General features: G+C 69.6%; 17 protein-coding genes. 10 read left to right on the top strand and 7 right to left on the bottom strand.

What is annotated here, in order from left to right:
* Nucleotides 1–344 precede the first annotated feature (344 nt).
* On the bottom strand, nucleotides 345–1,220 hold the full coding sequence (gene tsf / locus P6F26_RS10290) for a translation elongation factor Ts (RefSeq protein ID WP_278028593.1): 876 nt from the start codon (nucleotides 1,218–1,220) through the stop codon (nucleotides 345–347).
* A 118-nt stretch (nucleotides 1,221–1,338) separates the two neighbouring features.
* Nucleotides 1,339–2,139, bottom strand: coding sequence for a 30S ribosomal protein S2 (rpsB, locus tag P6F26_RS10295; protein WP_278028594.1), 801 nt, complete (start codon nucleotides 2,137–2,139; stop codon nucleotides 1,339–1,341).
* Between the two features lie 354 nt (nucleotides 2,140–2,493).
* On the opposite strand from rpsB, the gene P6F26_RS10300 reads away from it, so the two are divergent.
* The 3 genes from P6F26_RS10300 to P6F26_RS10310 all read left to right on the top strand — a co-directional run bounded on the left by P6F26_RS10300 (nucleotide 2,494) and on the right by P6F26_RS10310 (nucleotide 5,084).
* The gene (locus P6F26_RS10300; RefSeq protein WP_278028595.1) at nucleotides 2,494–3,387 is read left to right on the top strand and encodes a PfkB family carbohydrate kinase; all 894 of its coding nucleotides are present in this window, start codon (nucleotides 2,494–2,496) and stop codon (nucleotides 3,385–3,387) included.
* Nucleotides 3,380–4,288, top strand: a complete 909-nt coding sequence (locus P6F26_RS10305) for a pseudouridine-5'-phosphate glycosidase (protein ID WP_278028596.1) — start codon at nucleotides 3,380–3,382, stop codon at nucleotides 4,286–4,288. Before P6F26_RS10300 ends, P6F26_RS10305 begins: the two co-directional genes overlap by 8 nt.
* A gap of 85 nt (nucleotides 4,289–4,373) precedes the next feature.
* Entirely contained in the window at nucleotides 4,374–5,084 is a 711-nt protein-coding gene (locus tag P6F26_RS10310; protein ID WP_278028597.1) for a DUF502 domain-containing protein, read from the top strand.
* A 43-nt stretch (nucleotides 5,085–5,127) separates the two neighbouring features.
* Here P6F26_RS10310 and P6F26_RS10315 read toward each other — a convergent pair whose 3' ends face one another.
* Nucleotides 5,128–6,951, bottom strand: coding sequence for an extracellular solute-binding protein (locus tag P6F26_RS10315; protein WP_430736739.1), 1,824 nt, complete (start codon nucleotides 6,949–6,951; stop codon nucleotides 5,128–5,130).
* Nucleotides 6,952–7,518: 567 nt separating this feature from the next.
* Here P6F26_RS10315 and P6F26_RS10320 point away from each other — a divergent pair.
* From P6F26_RS10320 to P6F26_RS10330, 3 genes are all read left to right on the top strand, one after another.
* Complete coding sequence (locus P6F26_RS10320) at nucleotides 7,519–8,304, top strand: 3-hydroxybutyrate dehydrogenase (protein ID WP_278028598.1); 786 nt, start codon at nucleotides 7,519–7,521, stop codon at nucleotides 8,302–8,304.
* A 126-nt stretch (nucleotides 8,305–8,430) separates the two neighbouring features.
* Nucleotides 8,431–9,465 (top strand): patatin-like phospholipase family protein, encoded by a 1,035-nt coding sequence (locus P6F26_RS10325; RefSeq protein WP_278028599.1) that lies wholly within the window; start codon nucleotides 8,431–8,433, stop codon nucleotides 9,463–9,465.
* A 67-nt stretch (nucleotides 9,466–9,532) separates the two neighbouring features.
* Complete coding sequence (locus P6F26_RS10330; protein ID WP_278028600.1) at nucleotides 9,533–9,880, top strand: CsbD family protein; 348 nt, start codon at nucleotides 9,533–9,535, stop codon at nucleotides 9,878–9,880.
* Between the two features lie 230 nt (nucleotides 9,881–10,110).
* Here P6F26_RS10330 and P6F26_RS10335 read toward each other — a convergent pair whose 3' ends face one another.
* The gene (locus tag P6F26_RS10335) at nucleotides 10,111–10,731 is read right to left on the bottom strand and encodes a helix-turn-helix domain-containing protein (RefSeq protein WP_278028601.1); all 621 of its coding nucleotides are present in this window, start codon (nucleotides 10,729–10,731) and stop codon (nucleotides 10,111–10,113) included.
* Between the two features lie 66 nt (nucleotides 10,732–10,797).
* On the opposite strand from P6F26_RS10335, the gene P6F26_RS10340 reads away from it, so the two are divergent.
* From P6F26_RS10340 to P6F26_RS10350, 3 genes are read left to right on the top strand one after another with little or no spacing between them, the layout of a single operon-like run.
* Complete coding sequence (locus P6F26_RS10340) at nucleotides 10,798–12,285, top strand: class I adenylate-forming enzyme family protein (protein ID WP_278028602.1); 1,488 nt, start codon at nucleotides 10,798–10,800, stop codon at nucleotides 12,283–12,285.
* On the top strand, nucleotides 12,282–12,950 hold the full coding sequence (locus P6F26_RS10345; RefSeq protein ID WP_278028603.1) for a DsbA family oxidoreductase: 669 nt from the start codon (nucleotides 12,282–12,284) through the stop codon (nucleotides 12,948–12,950). Before P6F26_RS10340 ends, P6F26_RS10345 begins: the two co-directional genes overlap by 4 nt.
* Nucleotides 12,947–14,182, top strand: coding sequence for a multidrug effflux MFS transporter (locus P6F26_RS10350; RefSeq protein WP_278028604.1), 1,236 nt, complete (start codon nucleotides 12,947–12,949; stop codon nucleotides 14,180–14,182). Before P6F26_RS10345 ends, P6F26_RS10350 begins: the two co-directional genes overlap by 4 nt.
* Nucleotides 14,183–14,186: 4 nt before the next feature.
* Here the strand turns inward: P6F26_RS10350 and P6F26_RS10355 are convergent, their stop codons facing one another.
* The 3 genes from P6F26_RS10355 to P6F26_RS10365 form a co-directional block, all read right to left on the bottom strand.
* Nucleotides 14,187–14,915: a DUF2306 domain-containing protein gene (locus P6F26_RS10355; protein ID WP_278028605.1), complete on the bottom strand. Its 729-nt coding sequence runs from the start codon at nucleotides 14,913–14,915 to the stop codon at nucleotides 14,187–14,189.
* A 112-nt stretch (nucleotides 14,916–15,027) separates the two neighbouring features.
* Entirely contained in the window at nucleotides 15,028–18,552 is a 3,525-nt protein-coding gene (gene mfd, locus P6F26_RS10360) for a transcription-repair coupling factor (protein ID WP_278028606.1), read from the bottom strand.
* A gap of 80 nt (nucleotides 18,553–18,632) precedes the next feature.
* Nucleotides 18,633–19,151 carry a component of SufBCD complex gene (locus P6F26_RS10365; protein WP_278028607.1) on the bottom strand — a complete coding sequence of 173 codons (519 nt, stop codon included), beginning with the start codon at nucleotides 19,149–19,151 and terminating at the stop codon, nucleotides 18,633–18,635.
* 172 nt (nucleotides 19,152–19,323) lie between these two features.
* Between P6F26_RS10365 and hemB the strand changes: the two genes are divergently transcribed.
* Entirely contained in the window at nucleotides 19,324–20,322 is a 999-nt protein-coding gene (gene hemB / locus P6F26_RS10370; RefSeq protein ID WP_278028608.1) for a porphobilinogen synthase, read from the top strand.
* Nucleotides 20,323–20,468 lie beyond the last annotated feature (146 nt).

Genomic DNA, 20,468 nt, shown 5'->3' on the forward strand with positions numbered 1-20,468 from the left:
AGTGATGGCAATTGCAGCCAGGAACCCGGGCTTGGGGGCGGCTTTTTTCCGTCCCGACGCCCGCACCCGGCTTCATTGGGTGGTTGGCGGCACGGCGGCGTGTTTTTTTGCCGCCGTCGCCGTCAGATTTGTCGGGAACCGGACTGTCCCAATCGGTCCGTAGTCCTTGTTCCGGCGGCGTCGCCGTGTCCCTCGGCGACGCCGCATCCTTCTTGAGCAGCGGCATTTTCAGGAATTGGCGGCGGCTTGCCCTTGGGCGGCGGGTGCGCGCAAACGAAAAACGCGGGGCAGATGTCCCTGCCCCGCGCCATTCTCTTTCGCGTTGTCGCGGAAGCCCTCGCGCGTCAGCCCTTGACGGCCTTCGCGACCTCGGCTGCGAAATCCTCTTTCTCGACGACGATGCCCTCGCCCACCTCGAGCCGGACGAAGCCCGTGATCGAGACGCCGGCTTCCTTGGCGGCGGCTGCGACGGTGAGGTCGGGATTGACGACGAACTGCTGGTTCAGAAGCGTGATCTCGGCGAGATACTTCTTCATCCGGCCTTCGATCATCTTCTCGATCACCTGCTCCGGCTTGCCGGATTCGCGGGCGATGTCCATCTGCACGCTGCGCTCCTTCTCGACGATCGCGGGGTCGAGATCGCCCTCGTCGAGGGCGGCGGGGTTCACGGCGGCGACATGCATCGCGACCTGGCGGGCGAAGGCGTCGTCACCGCCCGTGAAGGACACGAGGACGCCGATCTTGCCCATTCCGGGCGCGGCGGCGTTGTGCGTGTAGGACACGACGTTCTCGCCCGAAAGCTTCGCCATGCGGCGCAGCGACATGTTTTCGCCGATCTTTGCGATGGCGTCGGTCAGGACCGTGTCGACGGGCTTGCCGCCGACTTCGGCGGTGCGCAGCTGCTCGACATCGTCCACCGACAGCGCGGCTTCGGCGATGCTGGCGACCATGGCCTGGAACTCGGCGTTCTTGGCGACGAAGTCGGTCTCGGAGTTCACCTCGACCGCGACGGCGGTGCCGTCCGCGGTGGCGACGGCCACGAGGCCCTCGGCGGCGGTGCGGCCCGATTTCTTGGCGGCCTTCGCCAGACCCTTGGTGCGCAGCCAGTCGACGGCCGCCTCCATGTCGCCATCGGTCTCGGTCAGCGCCTTCTTGGCGTCCATCATGCCTGCGCCGGTGCTTTCGCGCAGGTCCTTCACCATTGCAGCGGTAATCGCCATGGTCGGTCTCCTGATTGGTCTTACCACGGGCCGGGCCTGACGGCCGGCCCCTTTTAATCATGGGCCGGGAATTACCCCGGCCCGCGTGTCAGATCCGTGACGGCAGCGCCGACGGCCCTCAGGCCTCGGCGTCGGTCTTCGCCTCGGCGGCCTCGGGCGCGGCCTCGGGCTCGAGCGCCTCTTCGACCTGGGCCTCCTCGAAGGCGCCGATGTCGACGCCTGCGGTCTCCATCTGGGCCGACATGCCGTCGAGCGCCGCGCGGCTCACGAGGTCGCAGTAGAGCGAGATCGCACGGGCCGCGTCGTCGTTGCCGGGGATGATGTAGTCGACGCCGTCGGGCGAGCAGTTGGTGTCGACAACGGCCACCACCGGGATGCCGAGCTTGCGGGCCTCGGCGATGGCGAGGTCTTCCTTGTTGACGTCGATCACGAAGATCAGGTCGGGAAGGCCGCCCATTTCGCGGATGCCGCCCAGCGAGGCCTGCAGCTTCTGCTGGTCACGCTCCATGCCGAGGCGCTCCTTCTTGGTCAGGCCCTCGAGGCCCTCCTCGAAGCGCTTGTCGATCTCCTTCAGACGCGAGATCGAGTTCGACACGGTCTTCCAGTTGGTGAGCGTGCCGCCCAGCCAGCGGTGGTTCATGTAGTATTGCGCGCAACGCTCGGCGGCGTCGGCGATCGGCTTCTGCGCCTGGCGCTTGGTGCCCACGAAGAGGATGCGGCCGCCCTTGGCCACCGTCTCGCGGATCACGTTGAGAGCCTGGTCCAGCAGCTCGACTGTCTGCGTCAGGTCGAGAATGTGGATGCCGTTGCGGTCGCCGTAGATGTACGGAGCCATCCGCGGGTTCCAGCGCTGCGTCTGGTGACCGAAGTGAACGCCAGCTTCGAGAAGCTGACGCATGGAGAAATCGGGGAGCGCCATGTCCTGTCCTTTCCGGTTTCGCGCCTCGGCGGAGGTTTTGAAGACGCCGGGCGTCCAAGGGACGATCCGGGGCCTCAACCGGTGGACGCTGCGGGGATGTCTCCCCCGCAGGCCCGCCTCCGCCTGTGAGATGAGCGCGCCATTAGGGGGTTTTGGGGGGAATGGCAAGTCCCCTGCCCCGGATGCGTGGCCTGGACCCTGCCGGGCACGGATGCCCGCCCGCGCGCGGGACCGCGGCGTCGGAGGGGGCGCTGCCCCCGCGCCTTGCGGCGCTCCCCCGGAGTTTTTCGGCAAGGATGAAGCGGGGGACCGGCGCACTGGACGGCGCCGTCCGGGGCGGCTAGAGGCCGGGGCATGAGCGCACGCCCCGACATCCTGTGCATCGGTTCCGTCCTGTGGGACGTGATCGGCCGCGCGCCCGTGGCGATGCAGGCGGGCCATGACCGTCCCGGACGCATCATGCGCCTGCCGGGGGGCGTGGCCCTCAACATCGCCGTGACGCTGAGGCGCTTCGACCTGACGCCCGCGCTTCTGACGGTGGTGGGCGACGATCCCGACGGGCGCGACCTGCTGGCGGAATGCGGGCGGATGGGCCTCGTGACCGAGCATGTGCTGGTGGACGGCGACCTGCCGACCGACCGCTACATGGCCATAGAGGGGGCGGGCGAGCTGGTCGCCGCGATCGCGGATGCCCATTCGCTGGAGCGTGCGGGCGCGCGCATCCTCTCGCCGCTGAGCGACGGGCGCCTCGGCACGTCCGGCGCGCCCTACCGGGGCGCCATCGCGATCGACGGGAACCTCACGCAGGAGACCCTCGCCGAGATCGCGGCGAGCCCGGCCTTCGCGGAGGCCGACCTGCGCCTCGTGCCGGCGAGCCCGGGCAAGGCGGAGCGGCTCAGGCCGCTTCTGGGGCATCCGCGCGCGACGCTCTACGTCAATCGTGAGGAGGCCGCCCTGATCGCGGGCGTGGCCTGCGCCAGCGCCGAGGACGGCGCGCGGGCGCTTCATGCCGCCGGCGCGCGCCGCGTGGTGGTGACGAATGGCGGCGGCGAGGCGGTGAAGGCGGACGCTGAGGGCCTGTGGCGCGCGACGCCGCGGGCGGTCGTGGCCCGGCGCATCACGGGTGCCGGCGACACGTTCATGGCGGCGCACATCGCCGCGGAGTTGCGCGGCCTGGGACGGCAGGAGGCGCTGGAGGCGGCGGCGAAGGCGGCGGCCGACTATGTTGCGGAGGAAGACGATGCATGACCTGATCGAGCCGTCGCCCGAGGTCGCGGCGGCGCTGGAGGCGGGCGCGCCGGTGGTGGCGCTCGAATCGACCATCATCACGCACGGAATGCCCTGGCCCCGGAACCTCGAGACCGCGCGCGCCGTCGAGGACGCGGTGCGTGCCGAAGGCGCGGTGCCGGCCACGATGGCGGTGACGGGCGGCCGGATCCGGGCGGGGATGGACGCCGCGGCGCTGGAGGGGCTGGCGCGGGCGCGCGACGTGGCCAAGCTGAGCCGGGCGGACCTTGCGGTCTGCCTCGCCACCGGCGGCACCGGCGCCACGACGGTCGCTGCCACCATGATCGCTGCGCGCCTCGCGGGGATCGAGGTCTTCGCCACGGGCGGCATCGGCGGCGTGCATCGCGGCGCGGAGGAGAGTTTCGACATCTCGGCCGACCTGCAGGAACTGGCGCAGACCCCGGTGAGCGTCGTCGCGGCCGGGGCCAAGGCGATCCTCGATCTGCCCAAGACGCTGGAAGTGCTGGAGACGCTGGGCGTGCCGGTCATCGCGGTCGGGCAGGATGCCTTTCCCGCCTTCTGGTCGCGCGACAGCGGCCTTGCGGCGCCCCTGAGGCTGGACGACGCGGGCCGGATCGCCGAAGCCCATGCCCTGCGGCGAAGGCTGGGCCTTCCCGGCGGGCAGCTCGTGGCCAACCCGATCCCGGCCGAGGCGGAAATCCCGGCCGAGGTCCTGAAGCCCCTGATCGCCAAGGCGCAGGCGGCGGCGCTGGCCGAGGGCGCGACCGGCAAGGCGGTCACGCCCTTCCTTCTGCAGAGGCTTTTCGAGCTGACCGAGGGGCGCACCCTGGAGGCCAACATCGCCCTCGTCCTGAACAATGCGCGGCTTGCGGCGCGCATCGCGCGCGCGATGGCACGCTGAGCGGGCGACGGGGCCCGCCATGCTTGTGCGGGCGCGCGCCGCTGACTAGATAAGAGACGACGGACGGCCGAGACACCACACCGACATGCAACTGCCCGAGACGCCCCCGCCCCCGAAACGCGGCCTGCTTGCCGGGCTCAGGTCGAGCTTTCTGACCGGCCTGATCGTGATCACGCCGATCGGCGTGACGATCTGGCTGATCTGGACCCTCACGGGGTGGATCGACGGCTGGGTGCTTCCGCTGATCCCGAACGCCTACAACCCGGTCAATCTGATCCGCGACTACACCGGCATCGAGATCAACATCCGCGGCTTCGGCGTGGTGACGTTCATCCTGTTCACGCTGCTGGTGGGCTGGGTCGCGAAGGGCATCATCGGTCGGTCGCTGATCTTGTGGGCGGAAAGCCTTGTCCTGTCGATCCCGCTGATCCGGACCCTCTATTCGGGGCTGAAGCAGATCGTGGAGACCGTGCTGGCGCAGGGGCAGCAGAATTTCGACAAGGCCTGCCTCGTGGAATACCCGCGCCGCGGCATGTGGGCCATCGCCTTCATCTCCACCCATGCCAAGGGCGAGATCGCGCGGCGGCACGGCACGCAGGAGATGGTGTCGGTCTTCCTGCCCACGACGCCCAACCCGACCTCGGGCTTCCTCTTGTTCGTTCCGCGCAAGGACGTGGTCATCCTCGACATGACGGTGGAGGATGCGGCCAAGCTGATCATCTCGGCCGGCCTCGTCTATCCCAGCGAGGACGATCCCTCGAAGCCGCCGCAGAAGGTGCCGGAAGCGGCGGAATGATCGCGCGGGCGGCGTGCCCGGCGGGCGGGCCCGGCCGGACGCCCTACTCCACCCACCACACGTCTGGCTGCCAGCCGATCCAGTCGCCGTAGATCGGGATCGTGTCGGGATAGCGAAGCTCGGCGTTATGGGCGATGCGCGCGATGGGGTTGTACCAGAACGGCACGACGTAGCGCCCGGAGATGAGCGCGCGGTCGAGGGCGCGCACGGCGGCGAGGTAGTCGTCCTGGCTGTCGGAGGTCAGCATCCGGTCGATCATCGCCTCGATCGCCGGGTTGCAGGCCCCCATGAGATTGCGCGAGCCGGGCGTGTCGGCCATGTCGCATCCCCAGTAGAGCCGCTGCTCGTTGCCGGGCGACAGCGACAGGCCGCGGGAATAGGTGGTCATGTCGAAGTCGAAGGCGTCCGTCCGCTCGCGATACTGCGCGGAATCCACGCTCGTGACCGCGGGGCGGATGCCGATGCGCTCCAGCGCCTCGACATAGATGCTCACGATGGCCTCGTTCTCGGAGGATCCGTTCTGCAGCAGGATCTCGAAGGTGAATGGCGTGCCGTCGGGACGGGTCATGACGCCCTCCTCGACCGTGTAGCCGGCCTCCTCCATCAGCCTCAGCGCCTCGGCGATGCCCGCGCGGTTGCGCTCGGAGCCGTCGGAGACGGGAAGCGCGTAGCCCTCCAGCGCGCCGGGCAGAAGATCGTCCGCGAAGGGCGCGAGAAACTCCGCCACCCGCCCCTCGGCGGGGCCTTCGCGCATCCCCAGCGGCGAGTTGGAGAAGTAGGACGTGATCCGGGGCTCCGTGCCGCCGTTCAGCGTCTGGTTGACGAACTCGAAGTTGAAGGCCTGGATCATCGCCTCGCGCACGCGCCAATCCGCGAAGGCGTCGGCGCGGGTGTTCATCACGAGGCCCGTGATCCCCGAGGGCCGCTGGTGCGGGATCTCCGACAGGACCACCTCGCCCGCGCGGGCACGGGGAAAGTCGTAGCGCGTCGCCCAGTCGGCGGCGTTGGTTTCCCGGATCGTCGTGATGATCCCGCTCGTGAAGGCCTCGAACATCGCGGTTCCGTCGGCGAAGAACTCCATCCGGATCTCGTCGATGTTGTTCGTGCCGCGGCGGAACGGCAGGTCCGCGCCCCAGTAGTCGGGATCGCGGCGAAGCGAGACGAAGCGTCCCGCCTCGAAGTCGTCGACGACGTAGGGCCCCGTCGCGATCGGAACCACGTCGAGGCCGCTTTCCGCGAAATCGACGCCCTCCCATTGCGCGGCCTTCAGGATCGGCCGCAGGCCCATGATCAGCGCAAGTTCGCGGTCGGGTTCGGTGAAGGTGATGCGCACCGAACGTTCGCCCGTGGCCCCGATCGAGGCGACCTGTGTCCAGGCGTTCAGGTAGCGCGGGTGCCCCTCGGTGCCGAGGGTCTCGTAGGACCAGATCACGTCCTCGACCGTGACCGGGCTTCCGTCCGAAAACCGTGCTTCGGGGCGGAGCGTGAACTCCACCCACATGTGGTCCGGATCGACCTCGAGCGATTCGGCGAGAAGGCCGTAGAGCGTGAAGGGCTCGCCCCAGGACCGGCCCATCAGCGATTCGTAGGCGAGGAAACGCAACTGCCACGGAACCGAGCCGCGCCGGATGTGCGGATTGAGGCTGTCGAAGGATCCGACCTCGCCCGTCACGATACGTCCGCCGGTCGGCGCGTCGGGATTGACGTAAGGCAGATGCTCGTAATCGGGTGGAAGCGCGGGATCACCATACATGGCGATTCCGTGCGCGGCTTGCGCCATCACTTGTGCCGGAAACCATGCCGCAGCGCCGATCGCGGCCGCGGTCAGCGCGCGGCGTAACCCGTTGCGGCACTGGGCGAAAGCCATGAAACAATCCGTCGGCATCTGCGAACAATCCTCTCGAGCCCAGGTTCTGCCATTTCGCGGACGCTATCCGGGCAAACGAGGGCAATGCAACTTTTCGGTTGGACAGGCGGCAAGTCATTGCTTATAAAGGGGGCACTGCTCGATAGGTTTCTTGCCTGTATGAAACCTGCCTCAATAACTTAACGCCGGCCTCGTGCCGGCGTTTTTTTTTGCGCTGCCGCCACCGATGCGGCGCGTTCGACCGAGGCCGTCCAGACCCCCTGCCGCCGCTCCCGCGTTGTCGTCCCGGATGGACCGAAAAGGCATCATGAGGCCCGCACGACTGTCAGGCGCAGGCTTCGCGGCGACCGCGATCGGCTTCGACCTTGGACGGGACAAGGCGGCCGCGATCCTGGGCACGGGTTCCTGCTCGGCCTGATGGCCGCGATCCTCATACCCCCGCCCGGTGTGCGAAATTCCCGCCGACGCCCGAGCGCATGCGTCGCTTGCGCGGCATTGCCCCTGTTCCTTTTGCAGGCGCAGCATTAGGCTTGGGCGGGAGACCAGCCAGAACGAGGAACGTCAATCATGGCCATCACAACCGACCTGTCGGGCAAGACCGCGATCGTCACGGGGTCCAATTCGGGCATCGGCCTGGGGATTGCACGCGAACTGGCGCGGGCCGGTGCGAACGTCGTGCTGAACTCGTTCACGGACCGCGACGAGGATCACGCCCTCGCGCGCGAGATCGCCGAAGAGGCCGGCGTCGAGGCGCGCTACATCCGTGCCGACATGTCGAAGGGCGCGGAGTGCCGGATGCTGATCGAGCAGGCGGGCGCCTGCGACATCCTGGTGAACAATGCCGGCATCCAGCACGTCGAGGCGATCGACCGCTTCCCGGTCGAGAAATGGGACGCGATCATCGCCATCAACCTCAGCTCGGCCTTCCACACGACCGCCGCGGCGCTTCCGATGATGCGCGCCGCCGGATGGGGCCGCGTGATCAACATCGCCTCCGCCCACGGCCTGACCGCCTCGCCCTACAAGTCGGCCTACATCGCCGCCAAGCACGGCCTCGTGGGCCTGACCAAGACCACGGCCCTTGAGACCGCGGAAGAACCGATCACCGCCAACGCGATCTGCCCCGGCTACGTCCTGACGCCGCTCGTGGAGGCGCAGATCCCCGACCAGATGAAGGCGCACGACATGGACCGCGACACGGTCGTGCGCGAGGTGATGCTGGCGCGCCAGCCCTCGAAGGACTTCGCCACGGTCGAGCAGATGGGCGGCACGGCGGCCTTCCTGTGTTCGGACGCGGCCGCCCAGATCACCGGCACGACGATCAGCGTGGACGGCGGCTGGACCGCGCTTTGAGGGCGCGGCGCAGCCGAATGGCGGTGCGCCCGGACGCGGGGGGGCCGCAGGGGGCTCTGCCCCCGCGCGCGCGCCGCGCGCTCCCCCGGAGTTTTTCGGCAAGGATGAAGGAGGGGCCTGGCCGCGATGGCTGAGCGAAAGCGGATCAACCTCGCGCTTCAGGGCGGCGGGGCGCATGGCGCCTTCACCTGGGGCGTGCTCGACCGGCTTCTGGAGGCCAGGGAGATCGAGATCGCGGCGATCACCGGCACGTCGGCGGGCGCGCTGAACGGGGCTGCGCTGAAGGCGGGCCTCGCGGCGGGTTCGCGGGAGGCCGCGCGCGAGAACCTCGAGTGGCTCTGGCAGCAGGTGGGCGCGATCACGGACCTGCGGCTTGCGCCCTGGCTGGAGGCGGTGGCGCCCTCGGCCATGAGCGCCGTGATCGAGGCCTCGCTGCCCTTCGCCCTTGGCGACGGACTTGCGCGAATGATCAGCCCCTACGCGTCGGGCCCGTTCTACGCCAACCCGCTGGAGCGGATCGTGGAGCGGTTCCGCTACGACGCGGTCTGCGGCGATGCGGGGCCGGCCTTCTTCATCTGCGCGACGAACGTGCGCACCGGCAAGATCCGCATCTTCACCGGGGACGAGATCGCGCCCGCGTCGATCATGGCCTCGGCCTGCCTTCCGACGCTGTTCCGTGCGGTGGAGATCCACGACCCCGGCACCGGCCGGACCGAGGCCTACTGGGACGGCGGCTATACCGGGAACCCTGCCCTCTTTCCGCTTTACGCACCGGACCTGCCTGGCGACGTGCTGGTGGTGAACATCAACCCGCTGCACCGCGAAGATGTGCCGACCTCGGCGCGCGCGATCCAGAACCGGATCAACGAGATCAGCTTCAATACCTCGCTCCTGCGCGAGCTGCGCGCCATCGACTTCGTGCAGCGGCTGCTGGAGGCGGGGACGATGCCCGAGGGCGCGATGAAGCGGGTGCGGGTGCACATGATCTCGGACGACAAGCTGATGCGGCAGCTTTCGGTGGCCACCAAGATCGTTGCCGTCCCGCAGGTCCTGCACCAGCTGCGCGCGGCGGGACGCGAAGCGGCGGAGACCTTCCTCGACACGCATCTCGGCGCCATCGGGCAGCGGAGCAGCGTCGATCTGAGGGAGATGTTCGGCTGAGGCCGGAACAAGCGGCCGGGGTGTGCCGTTGCCCCCTTCCATGACCGGAAAGAAGGAGGGGACACCGATGCAATGGAGCGAGATCCGAGAGAACTGGACGGCGCTGATCCCGTCGGTACAGGCACGCTGGCCGCAGCTGAGCGAAGAGCGTCTGACCGCGCTGAACGGCGAGCGTGACGAACTGGTGGCCACGCTCGTGCAAAGCGGCACCGACGCGCAGGAGGCCGAGCGCGAGGTCGAGGACTGGCGCGAGACGCCGTTGCCCGCCGACGCCTATGCCGATCCCGCGCATGACGCGGCCGCCGCGCAAGACGCGGGCGGCTATGTCCCGGAGGGCGAGGATCCGCTGTCGGACGACCGGCGCTTCGGCGACGACAGCATTCCCGAGACGCCGATCGGCAGGCGCGAAAGCTGAGGGCAGGCCTCAAGGCGCGTGACCGGCGGGCCCGGTCGCGGTTGCGCCGTCCTTGGCATGAACCGTGCGGGAGGTCTGGGCGCGCATCCGGCACGATGCCTGGGTTCGGGGCCGGGGCGCCGACGGCGAGCCCGCCCCCGGCGCTCATGTGGCGAGTGTCCTTGCGCGGCCGAAGTCGTCGCGGGCACCGTCGCGAAAGCGCCAGAGCCGGACCGACGGGGCCTTCGCGGTCAGGCGAGCGACGTGACCCAGAGGATCGTCGCGTCGTCCTCGGAGACCGAGATCACGTTGTGGCCCATGGCTGCGTCGTAATAGGCGCTGTCGCCACGGGCGAGGTCCACGGGCGCGTAGTATTCCGTGAAAAGCCGGACGCGCCCCGTGAGGACGTAGAGGAATTCCTCTCCGTCGTGGCGCACCCATCCGTCGAATTCCTCGAAGGCGCGGGCGCGGATGCGGGCGCGGTAGGGCAGCATCGACTTGCGGGTCAGCGTGTCGGCAAGCAGGTCGTGCTCGTAGGTGGCGGTCGGATGCGCCTGCCCCTCGCCTGCCCGCGTGACCGCCATGCGTCCGTTGACCTGCGGCTCGGACGGCGGCGTGAACAGCTGCGGTACCGAGATCGCGAGGCCCTGCGCGAGTTTCTTCAGGGCGTCGTAGGTGGGCGACATCTGCCCGTTCTCGATCTTGGAGAGCGTCGAGCGCGCGAGGCCCGCGGCCCGCGCGGCCTGTTCCAGCGTCCAGCCGCGTTCCTTGCGAAGCGCGCGGACGCGTTCGGCAAGATCCACGGGTTGCGGCGGCGCGTCCACGTCGCCGCTGGCGCGCGCAAGGCGGATGAGGCTCGGTTCCTCGGTCATGGCGGGCGATTTAGCGGTGCGGTGCCCGACTTGCAACGCGCGCGCCTGCGGCATAGGGCGGTGGTCATGGACGCGCCCCGCCTTGATGTCTTCAACCTCGCCGAGCACGTGCTGGCCGCGGGCGCGCGCTGTCCCGACAAGGTGGCGCTTGCCGTCGTGGGGCCAGCACGCGCCGAGCGCTGGAGCTACGCGCGCCTCGACCGCGCGGTGCGCGGCATGGCGGGCGCGCTTGCGGCCGCGGGGCTCGGGCCCGGCGACAGGCTGCTTCTGAGGCTGGGCAACACGGTCGAGTTTCCCGTGGCCTTCCTCGGCGCGATCGGGGCGGGCGTGGTCCCTGTGCCCTCGGCGGCCGGCCTGACGAGCGATGAGGTCACGCGCCTGTCACGCCTCGTCGCGCCCGCGGCGACCCTCGCGGCGCCGGGCATCGCCCTGCCTGAGGGCGGCGCGCCGGTGCTGGGCGATCTGCGTGTGATGATGGAGCACGCCCCCGCCAATTTCGTCACCGGACCGGCGGACCGGCTGGCCTACCTCGTGTTCACCTCAGGCTCGTCGGGGGCGCCCAAGGCCGTGGCGCACGCGCATCGCGCGATCCTTGCGCGGCGCATGATGCATGAGGGCTGGTACGGCCTGACGCCCGACGACAGGCTGCTGCACGCGGGGGCGTTCAACTGGACCTTCACGCTGGGCACGGGCCTTCTAGATCCGTGGTCGGTTGGCGCGACGGCGCTGATCCCCGCGCCGGGGACGGAACCCGCCACCCTGCCCCTGCTTCTGCGGCGGCATGACGCGACCATCCTCGCCGCGGCGCCCGGCGTCTTCCGCAAGCTGCTGGCCGGTGATGCGCCCCTCGACCTGCCACGCCTGCGCCATGGGCTTTCGGCGGGCGAGAAGCTGCCCGAGGCGCTGAGGGCGCGCTGGCGGGCGGCGACGGGAACGGACCTGCACGAGGCGCTCGGCATGTCGGAGTGCTCGACGTTCCTGTCGGGCTCGCCCTCGCGGCCCGCGCCCGAGGGCACGCTGGGCCATGCGCAGGCCGGACGCAGGCTTGCCGTTCTGGACGCGCGTGGCCGTGACGCGGGGACTGGCGAGGTCGGGACGCTGGGCGTCCACCGCTCCGATCCGGGCCTGATGCTGGGCTACTGGTCGGAGGGCGGGGCGCTGGAGCTGCCGCTGAACGGCGACTGGTTCGAGACTGGGGACCGCGTGGCGCGGCGGGCGGACGGCGCCTTCGTCTACCACGGGCGGCGCGACGACCTCATCACGGCGGGCGGCTTCCGCGTCTCGCCGGTGGAGATCGAGGCGGCGTTCCACGGCGCGCCCGGAGTCGAGGATTGCGCGGCCCTCGCCGTCAGTCCGAAATCCGACACCACGATCATCGCGCTCGCCTTCGCGGGCGACGCCACGGAAGACAGGCTTGGCGCACTGGCCGCGCGGGCGCTTGCGCGCTACAAGCAGCCGAGGGCCTACCTGCGGCTTGCCGCCCTGCCCCGATCCCCGAACGGAAAACTCGACCGGCGCGCGCTGGCCGAGATCGTGAGAGAGGCCATGCCATGATCCCGCTCGACATCATTTCGGATCCGATCTGCCCCTGGTGCTACATCGGCTGGACGAACCTCGCCCGCGCGATGGAGGCCCGCCCCGACCACCCTTTCGCGATCGAGTGGCATCCCTTCCAGCTGAACCCCGACATGCCCGAGGGCGGGATGGACCGCCGCGAGTATCTCGAGCTGAAGTTCGGCGGGCGCGAAGGGGCGGTAAGGGCCTACCAGCCGGTCGTCGATCACGCAGAGGCGGCAGGCCTGACGCTGAACCTCGACCGGATCGCGCGGACGCCGTCGACCATCGACGCGCACAGGCTGATCCACTGGGCCGGGATCGAGGGCCGGCAGACGCCCGCGGCGATCGCGCTTTTCCGGGCGTATTTCGTCGACGGGCGCGACATCGGCGACCACGCGACGCTGCGGGACATCGCCGAGAGCGTGGGCATGGACGGCGCCATGGTCGCGACGCTGCTGGCCGGTGACGCCGACACGGCCGACATCCGCGCCCGCGACGCCAACAGCCGCGCGCGGGGCGTGACGGGCGTGCCATGCTTCGTCGTGGCGCGCCAGCATGTCGTGACGGGCGCGCAGCCGCCCGAATTGTGGCTGCAGGTGATCGACGAGCTGAAGGAGGCCCAGGAGGCCGCGCCGGGTCCGGCCGCTGGCCCCCTCCAATGAGCGCGCGCCCCGACATCGCGGCCCCGCCGCGGATCCGGCGGCTGTCCAAGGCCGAGTTCATCGCGCTGATGGGCACGATCTTCGCCACGGTCGCCTTCTCGATCGACGCGATGCTGCCCGCCCTGCCCGAGATCGCGGAGGCGCTGACGCCGCAGGACGTGACGCTCGCGCAGCTGATCCTGACGAGCTTCATTCTGGGCATGGGGCTGGGCACGCTGTTCGTGGGGCCGATCTCGGACGCGCTGGGGCGAAAGACGGTGATCCTGATGGGGGCCGCGCTTTATCTGGTCGGGGCGGGCCTTGCGCTGGTGGCGCCGACGCTGGAGCTTCTGCTGGCGGCGCGGCTGATCCAGGGGCTGGGGGCGGCCGGGCCGCGGGTCGTCGCGCTCGCCATGGTGCGCGACCTCTATTCGGGGCGGCAAATGGCGCAGATCGTCTCCTACGCGATGCTGATCTTCACGCTGTTTCCCGCCGTCGCGCCCCTGATCGGAGCGGCCGTCATCGCCGGGTTCGGATGGCGCGCGATCTTCGTCGCCTTCATCCTGTTCTCCATCGTCTCGGTCGGCTGGCTGACGCTGCGCCAGCCCGAGACGCTGCCCCCCGAGGCGCGCCGCCCGCTGCAGGCGACGCGGATTCTGGGCGACTTCCGCGAGGCGCTGGCGCACCGGCAGATGCAGTTTTCCATCGTGGCGCAGACGCTGATCTTCACCGCGCTCTTCGGTTCGCTCAGCTCGATCCAGCAGATCTTCGACATCACCTTCGGCCGGTCCGACAGCTTTCCGCTTTGGTTCGCGCTGATCGCGCTGCTGGCCGCACCCGCGGCCCCGATCAACGGGACGCTTGTCATGCGCCTGGGGATGCGCCCGATGATCCGGCGCGCGCTCTGGCTGTCGGCTTCGGCGGCCTTCGCGACGGCGGCGTTCCTGTGGGTCTTCGCGGCCCCCGGCGACGGTTTCGCCGTCTTTTTCCTTTGGTCGGTGACGGTCTTTGCCACCGCCGCCTTCACCATCGGCAACCTGAACGCGCTGGCGCTCGAGCCGCTCGGGCACATCGCGGGCACGGCCGCATCGCTGATGGGGGCGCTGGCGACGGTCGGCGGCGCGCTTGGCGGCGCGCTCATCGGCCAGTTCTACGACGGAACGGCTGCGCCCGTCGTGCTGGGCGTGGGCATCGCGCTGAGCCTTGCGGGCCTCGTCATGATGCGGATGCCGCGCGAGGCGGTGGACGACTGAGGGCCTATTCGGCCGGCGTCACCGGGGCGGGCGCTGCGGCAAGCCCCGGACCGCCACGACCGCCGCGGCCCGCGCGCGCGACGTCACGCTGCCACCACCACATGACGACAAGGACGTTGGGCACCCAGCAGGTCCAGCCGATGTAGGGAAACACCACGTCCTGATCGAAGAACAGCCGCAGCAGCGGCAGTTGCAGGCGGAAGCTGATGGCGCCGAAGCACAGGGCGGCCATCATCACCATCCAGCGGCGATGGCGTTCACGGTCGCCCTTCACGATCCAGTAGATGCCCATGACGAGCGCGCCGAACCACGCGACCGAGCCAAGCGCGAAGCCCACCTCGGACCACATCGGGTAGTCCATGTTGAACGCGATCGGCGGCGTCGTGAGGGCCGCGATCGTGATGACGGGCACCAGCGCCCAGCCCATGAGGCGATGCTTGCGCCTGTCGCCCCGCCGCCACATCCGGCTGACCTGCAGCGGGATCAGGAGGACGGCGAGACCGCCGAAGAACATGTGCACGGCCAGCGTGTCGCCGACGTTCGCCAGATGATGCGCGACATGGTCCGCGCCCCGGCGCACGCCCTCGTCCACGAAGGCCATCCACGCCCCCGGCACGCCCTCGCCGAGCGCGGGGAAGAAGCCGTGGATCAGGCCAGGCGGCACGAACTTGAAGGCCGACGCGGCCGAAAGGAAAGAGAAGAAGAGAAACGCGTACCAGCCCCATCTGGGCATTCGCCGGGGAGGCTCCGCGCGGGGTGCAACGGTCCGGTGGCCCGCGCCTGCGGTGGATCTGTCCATGTCGATCTGTCCCACGTTGCCTTGCCTGCGCCATACCGCAAAACGCTCAGCCGGCCAATCCCGCCTTCTGTTTCTGCACTGCGGCGTGTTGCGCCAGGTCCCGCGCGATGGCGAAGGCCCCCTTGATCTTGTCGGCCTCGCTCGACCAGTCGCGGCGCACGACGATCTTGTTGTCCTTGACCTTGGCCAGGCCCTTCTGCTCCTGCACGAACTCCACGAGGCCGGCGGGGTTGGGGAACTTGTCGTTGTGGAACTGCAGCGTCGCGCCCTTCGGGCCCGCGTCGAGCTTGGCGATATGGGCGCGCTTGCACATGGCCTTGATGCGCACGACCAGAAGCAGCGTGTTCACTTCGCGCGGAAGGGTGCCGAAACGGTCGATCAGCTCGGCCGCGAAGCCTTCGAGGTCGACCTTGGTCTCGAGCTGACTGAGGCGGCGATAGAGACCGAGGCGGACGTCGAGGTCGGGGACATACTCCTCCGGGATCAGGACCGGCACGCCGAGATTGATCTGCGGCGACCATTGCCCGTCGTCGCCGGGCAGCCCCTCGGCCTCGCCCGAACGGATCGAGGCGATCGCCTCTTCCAGCATCGACTGGTAAAGCTCGAAGCCCACCTCGCGGACGTGGCCCGACTGCTCCTCGCCCACGATGTTGCCGGCCCCGCGGATGTCGAGATCCTGGCTTGCGATGGTGAAGCCCGCGCCGAGGCTGTCGAGGCTGCCCAGCACGCGCAGGCGCTTTTCGGCGGCGGGCGTCAGCTTGGCGCGGGGCTTGGTCGTCAGGTAGGCGTAGGCGCGCGTCTTGGCGCGGCCCACGCGCCCCCGGATCTGGTAGAGCTGCGCGAGCCCGTACATGTCCGCGCGGTGGATGATCATGGTGTTCGCGGTCGGGATGTCGATGCCCGACTCCACGATGGTCGTGGCCAGAAGAACGTCGTACTTGCCGTCGTAGAAGGCCACCATTCGGTCGTCCAGCTCGCCCGCCGCCAGCTGTCCATGCGCCGTGACGAAGGTGATCTCGGGCACCTGTTCGCGCAGGAAGTCCTGGATCGCGGGCAGGTCCTCGATCCTCGGGACGACGTAGAAGGACTGCCCGCCGCGATAATGCTCGCGCAGCAGTGCCTCGCGGATCGTGACCGCGTCGAATTCCGAGACGTAGGTGCGGATCGCGAGCCGGTCGACGGGCGGCGTGCCGATCATGCTTAGGTCGCGCACCCCCGACAGCGACATCTGCAGCGTGCGCGGGATCGGCGTGGCAGACAGAGTCAGGACATGCACGTCCGAGCGCATCTCCTTCAGGCGCTCCTTGTGGGACACGCCGAACCGCTGTTCCTCGTCGATGACCAGAAGCCCGAGGTTCTTGAAACGGACGCCCTTGGCCAGCAGCGCATGCGTGCCGATCACGATGTCCACCGACCCGTCGGCCAGGCCCTTGCGCGTTTCGGTGGCCTCCTTCTGCCCGACGAAGCGCGACAGTTGGCGCACGTTGACGGGAAAGCCCCGGAACCGGTCCGCGAAGGTCTTGGCGTGCTGGCGCGCAAGCAGGGTCGTCGGCGCGATGACGGCGACCTGCAGGCCCTGCGCGGCGGCCACGAAGGCCGCGCGCATGGCCACCTCGGTCTTTCCGAAGCCCACGTCGCCCACCACCAGCCTGTCCATCGGGCGTCCGCGTTCGAGATCCTCCAGAACGTCGGCGATGGCCGCAAGCTGGTCGTCCGTCTCCTCGTAGGGGAAGCGGGCGCAGAAGGCGTCCCACATGTCGCCGGGCGGCTCGAGGATCGGGGCCGAACGCAGCTCGCGCTCGGCGGCGATGCGGATCAGCTTGTCGGCGATCTTCCGGATGCGCTCCTTCAGCTTCGCCTTCTTGGCCTGCCACGCCCCGCCGCCGAGACGGTCCAGAAGACCCTCCTCGTGGCCATAGCGGCTGAGCAGCTCGACGTTCTCGACCGGCAGATAGAGCCGGTCGCCGCCCGCGTATTCCAGCGCGAGACACTCGTGCGGCGCGCCCATCGCCGTGATCGTCTCGAGCCCGGTGTAGCGCCCGACCCCGTGGTCCACATGCACGACAAGATCGCCCGGCGACAGCGACTGCGCCTCGGTCAGGTAGTTCTCCGCGCGCTTCGTCTTCCTGCGCGGGCGCACCAGCCTGTCGCCAAGGACGTCCTGCTCGGAGATGACGGCCAGCCCGCGGCCTGTGAAGCCCTGCTCCAGCGGCCAGACGGCGAGGTGCAGGGGCAGCGGATGGCGCGCCGTCGCGGGCGTGCCGTCGAAGCCGCCGCCCGCGATGTCGCCCGCGTGTTCGATCAGCTTGGTGTCCGTAAGGCCCTGATCCTCCAGAAGCCCCTGAAGGCGCTCGCGCGCGCCCTCGGACCATGAGGCGATGACCACGGCGCGCTCCCCGCGAAGCGCGCGAACGTGATCGGCCAAGGCCCCGAAAAGGTTCAGCTTCTCGCTTTGTCGTTCCGGCGCGAAGTCGCGGCCCGCGCGGCCGCCCGCGTCGATCACGCCGGGCCCCGGCGCCTGCGCCAGCGGCGAGAACCGCACCACGCGCCGGTCCGTCACGGCCGCGTCCCACGCGGCCTCGTCGAGGTAGAGCTCGCCAGGCGGCACGGGCTTGTAGACCGTGTCGAGCCGCCCCTTCTGCGTGAGCGCGGTCCTGCGCGTGTCGTACTGGTCGGCGATCGCCTCCCAGCGGGCGATGCGCTGGGGCTCGGACTGGTCGTCCAGCGTGACCGTCGCTCCGGGCAGGTAGTCGAAGATCGTCTCGAGCCGCTCGTGGAAGAACGGCAGCCAGTGCTCGGCCCCCTGCGGCTTGCGGCCCGCGCTGATCGCCTCGTAGAGAGGGTCGTCGGTGCCCGCCGCGCCGAACTCGACGCGGTAGTTCTGGCGGAAGCGCGTGATCGCGGCCTCGTCGAGGATGACCTCCGAGACCGGCGCAAGCTCGACCCGCTGCAGGGCCTCGGTCGTGCGCTGGCTCATCGGGTCGAAGCGCCGGGCGCCGTCCAGCACGTCGCCGAAGAGATCGAGGCGCACCGGCGTCTCCTCGCCCGGCGGCCAGAGGTCGATGATCCCGCCGCGCACGGCATAGTCGCCGGGTTCGGTCACGGTGGGTGTCTGCACGAAGCCCATCCGCACGAGGAACGCGCGCAGCGCCCCCTCGTCGATGCGCCCGCCGACCTCGGCGGTGAAGGTGGACGCGGCCATCAGGCCGCGCGCCGGGATGAACTGCGTCGCCGCGTTCAGCGTCGTCAGGACGACGAAGCGCCCCTCGATGCCGCGGGCGAGCGCGGCCAGCGTCGCCATGCGCGCGGCCGAGATCTCGGGGTTGGGCGAGACGCGGTCATAGGGCAGGCAGTCCCAGCCGGGAAAGCGCAGGACCGGGATGGAGGGGTCGAAGAAGGCAAGCGCCGTGGCCATCGCCTCCGCGCGCTTGTCGTCGCGCGCGACATGCAGGACAGGCCCCGCCCCGCGCGCGACCTCGCCCAGCACGAGCGTGGCGTCGAAGCCCTCGGGCGCCCCGCCGGCAAGGACGTGTGCGGGGTTGGGGCTTTGTTTTCGGGATGTGTCTGCCATCGCGCGCCTCACCTACGCTCCGCCCGCCGGGTGTCAAGTCCGCTCTGCCCCATGCGGCCGCCATGCTCACGCCGAGACCCTCAGCCGAGGGGGCCGACCGTCACGTTGGTGTACATGCCCCAGAAGGCCGTCACGAAGATGAAGAGGACGCCCAGCATCTGCACGAAGACGCGGTGCACCCGCAGTCGGTGCGCGACGTCGGCATAGCCCGTCGCCCGCAGCTTGCGCGCCGTCAGCACGGTCAGCGCGCCCACGAGCATGGCGGGAAAGATCAGCAGGAACAGAGCCTGGCAGAACTCCACCCGGTAAAGCCAGCCGGTCACCGCGAGCCCGGTGGCCAGGAAGGTGGCGAGCGCCACGAGCACGGGCGCGGACTGGTCGGTGACGGTGAGGATCCGCTCGCCGTTGATCTCGGCCAGCGCCTGCATGTCGCGCCGCGCGCGCTCGTCGCCGCGCCGCGCGCGGGCCACGATGTGATAGGGCACGCCGATCGTCCAGTGGGACATGGTGGACCACAGCATCGCCAGAACGATCCAGTACCACAGGTTGGAGAACGACCTGAGGTCGATCACTTCGGTCACGAGGTCGAGGAAATCCACTGCGGGTGCCGTCCCCTCAGGCAGGCTTCTTGGTTGACGGCCGGAACCATAGGGGTGTGATCCGGCAGACGCCAGAGGCGAAAGTCCCGCCCGGACGGATTGCCGTATTGCGGTCACGGGACGCCCATGCGACGCCTTCCCTCAAGACCATGATCACCTGAAAGTCCCGACGATGACAGCCAACCAGGCCCCCTTCCCCGCCACGCGCTTCCGCCGCACCCGCGCCACCGCCAGCCTGCGCAACCTCGTCCGCGAGACGGAGCTGTCGGTCAACGACCTGATCTGGCCGGTCTTCGTGCGCGACGGCGAGGGCGTCGAGGAACCCGTGGCCTCGATGCCCGGCGTGGTGCGCCGGTCGGTGGACCGGATCGTGGAGGCCGCGCGCGAGGCGCATGGCCTCGGCATCCCGGCGATCTGTCTCTTTCCCTATACCGACGCCGCGCTCAAGACCGAGGCCTGCGAGGAGGCGTGGAACCCAGACAACCTGTCGAACCGGGCGATCCGCGCCATCAAGGACGCGGTTCCCGACCTCGCCGTGATGACCGACATCGCGCTCGATCCCTACAACGCCAACGGCCATGACGGCATCGTGCGCGACGGCGTGATCGTCAACGACGATACGGTGGAGGCGCTGGTGAAGATGGCGCTGGCGCAGGCCCGCGCGGGCGCGGACATCCTCGGCCCTTCCGACATGATGGATGGGCGGATCGGCGCGATCCGGTCCGCGCTGGAGGCCGATGGGCACACGAACGTCGCCATCATGTCCTACGCGGCCAAGTTCGCCTCGGCCTATTACGGCCCGTTCCGCGACGCGGTCGGCGCGAGCGGCGCGCTGAAGGGCGACAAGAAGACCTACCAGATCGACCCCGCCAACGCCCGCGAGGCGCTGCGCTGCGTCGAGCGCGACCTGAGCGAGGGCGCGGACATGGTCATGGTCAAGCCGGGCCAGCCCTATCTCGACATGGTGACGCGCGTGAAGGCGGCCTTCGGCGCCCCGACCTACGCCTACCAGGTCTCGGGCGAATACGCGATGATCGAGGCCGCGGCCGCCAATGGCTGGATCGACGGCGAGAAGGTGATGCTGGAAAGCCTGATGTGCTTCCGCCGCGCAGGGTGCGACGGGGTGCTCACCTACTTCGCGCCGCGCGTCGCGCGTATCCTCGCCGGCTGAGACGTCCCCAACGTGTAGCGGTCGGGTCGGCGGGAAACCGCAGGGATTGTGGCATTGACGGATGACAGAGCCCCCGCCAGCGCCTATGATCGCGGCCAACGGCACGCGGCGCGGAACGATCGCGGCCGAATGGCACCGAGGCGGGA

Origin of the sequence: Roseicyclus salinarum, assembly GCF_029624655.1 — a bacterium.
Lineage (GTDB): Bacteria > Pseudomonadota > Alphaproteobacteria > Rhodobacterales > Rhodobacteraceae > Roseibacterium > Roseibacterium salinarum.